The organism is Bradyrhizobium sp. GCM10028915 (assembly GCF_042666195.1).
In the GTDB taxonomy this organism is placed as follows: domain Bacteria; phylum Pseudomonadota; class Alphaproteobacteria; order Rhizobiales; family Xanthobacteraceae; genus Bradyrhizobium; species Bradyrhizobium canariense_D.
This window is the reverse complement of record NZ_JBHTFN010000022.1, coordinates 1-2323: the sequence shown is the minus strand read 5'-3', so window position 1 is coordinate 2323 and position 2323 is coordinate 1. Positions and strand designations below refer to the sequence as shown.

Below are 2323 nucleotides of genomic sequence, written 5' to 3'. Positions count from 1 at the left end.
TGCTGCTCCACCGCGCTCGCAATCGAGGTCGAGATCGACGAGATCTGGCCGATGGTGGCGCCGATCTCCTTGATCGCCGCAACCGACTCGGCCGTGGCGCCTTGCATGCCCGTGATGTGCGAGGAGATCTCGTCGGTGGCCTTCGCGGTCTGGCTCGCCAGCGACTTCACTTCGCTGGCGACCACTGCAAAGCCGCGGCCGGCTTCGCCGGCGCGTGCCGCCTCGATGGTCGCGTTCAGCGCCAGAAGATTGGTCTGCTCGGCGATCGCCGTGATGAGCTTGACGACTTCGCCGATCTGCTGGGCGGCATGCGAGAGCTTGCCGATGCGATTATCGGTCTCCTTTGCCTGCACCACGGCAGCTTCGGCAATGCGGCTGGAATCGCGGACCTGGCGGCCGATCTCCTCGACCGAGGCCGAGAGCTCTTCGGTCGCGGTCGCCACCGACTGCATGTTGCTGGAGGCCTGCTCGGAGACGTCGGCGACCTGGCTCGACAGGCTCTGGGTGGTCTCGGCGGTGCGGGTCAGCGTCGAGGCCGCCGATTCCAGCTGCACGGCGGAAGCCGAGACGTTGGAGACGATGGCACCAACCGCGCTCTCGAAATCATCGGCGAAACGAATCAGCTCGGAACGACGGCTTGCGGCCTGCTCCCTGTTCTGAAGTTCGTTGGCGGCGGCGTCGCGCTCGGCCTTGGCCACGGCCTGCACCTTGAATTCTTCGACCGCGCCGGCCATCTCGCCGATCTCGTCCCTGCGGCCGAGGCCCGGCAGCACGACGTCGAAATTGCCCGCGGCGAGCTCGCGCATGGCCTTGCACATCGCAATCATCGGACGCGAAATGCCATTGCCCAGCATCAGGGCGAGCGCAGCGCCGACGGCAAGGCCGCCCAGCGCCATCATCAGCATCAGCCGCTCGGTCTCGCCGATGGTGGCATTGGCGTTGACCTCGATGCGCTGCTGATCCGCCGTCAGCTCCGATCGCAGCTCACCCGAGAGCTTGAGAATGGACGCGGCTGTCTTGGTCATCTCGCCGTTCAGCTTGACGATGACCTTCACGTTCTCGGTGAGCTTTGAAAAAGAGGCGCGGTACTGCTTGAGGAGATTACTGATCTCGGTGACGCGGTCGGTGATCTTCTGGTCGTTGGCATAGATCGAGACCAGCAGGGTCTCCAGGAATTTGATGCGGGCGGTCACGCCGTCGGCGGTCTTCGGCTCCGGCTTGGCGACGAAGGCGCTGACCGAGGTGGAGACCGCCAGATATTGCGATGTGATATCCTTGGCCGTACCCTGAACCGAGTTCAGGCCCGCCAATGCCGCGGTATCGGCAAGATCGTCGAACTTGAACCGGATCTTGTTGCCGACGCTGTTGAGCTCATCGGTCGCGATCTTGCCGTTCTCGCGCGTCAACGTGATGATCTCGCCGAACACCTTGGTGAAGCTCTTGAAGTCGGCCTCGAGCCTGCCGACCTGCTCGCGGCGCGCTGCGCCCGTGGTGGCCGCCGCCGACTTGGCGATCGCCGCCCTCAGATTCTCTTCGGCTGCTTTGGCCGCGGTCTCGTCATCCGCCGCGCCAGTCAGCGTGTAGGCCCGCGCCAAGCCCTGGTAAGCGATCAGCTCGCGATCGACCGTCCGCGCAAGGTCCGCTTCGGCGACGCTGGAGCGGTAGGAGGCCACGGCGGCCTGAATCCGCTCGAAGCCGAAATACGCGAAAGCCATGCTGACGGCGAGGATGGCGAGCACCGCCACGAAGCCGAGGATGATTTTTGCGCGAAAACGCAAGGTGAGCAGCTTCGATGTGGTCGGCTTCGACTTGACGGGCATTCCCCACCCCTATTCCATTCGCGGAAAACCAGGCGCAGCCCGGAAGCAGCCCGCTTCCTGACGCGTGAGCACGGTAAATGGCAAAGGATAAGCGGCGGTAAATTTGTGGCGCCGCAACCGGCGGTTAGGTGACGCAGGGTCTCGTCGTCCTGGCTTTCGCCAGGACGACATCGGCGGAAATGCCCTTACGCCGCCCTGATGTTGCCCATGAAGCGGTCGAGCTCGGCACGCAGGCGGGTGCTTTCGGACGACAGCGTCTTGGCCGAGTGCAGCACCTCTTCCGAAGCCGAGCCGGTTTCGGCGGCGCCGCGGTTGACCTGGCCGATGTCGGTGGCGGCGGTCTGAGTGCCCTGTGCGACGGTCTGGACGCTGCGCGCGATTTCTTGCGTCGCCGCGCCTTGCTGCTCCACCGCGCTCGCAATCGAGGTCGAGATCGACGAGATCTGGCCGATGGTGGCGCCGATCTCCTTGATCGCCGCAACCGACTCGGCCGTGGCGCCTTG

At 64.8% G+C, this 2323-nt stretch carries 1 protein-coding gene and 1 pseudogene; both read right to left on the bottom strand.

What is annotated here, in order from left to right:
• On the bottom strand, positions 1-1820 hold a 1820-nt coding region (locus ACFQX9_RS14555), incomplete at its 3' end, for a methyl-accepting chemotaxis protein (RefSeq protein ID WP_377789054.1).
• A gap of 185 nt (positions 1821-2005) precedes the next feature.
• Positions 2006-2323: pseudogene (locus tag ACFQX9_RS14550) on the bottom strand (methyl-accepting chemotaxis protein); the annotation flags it as partial.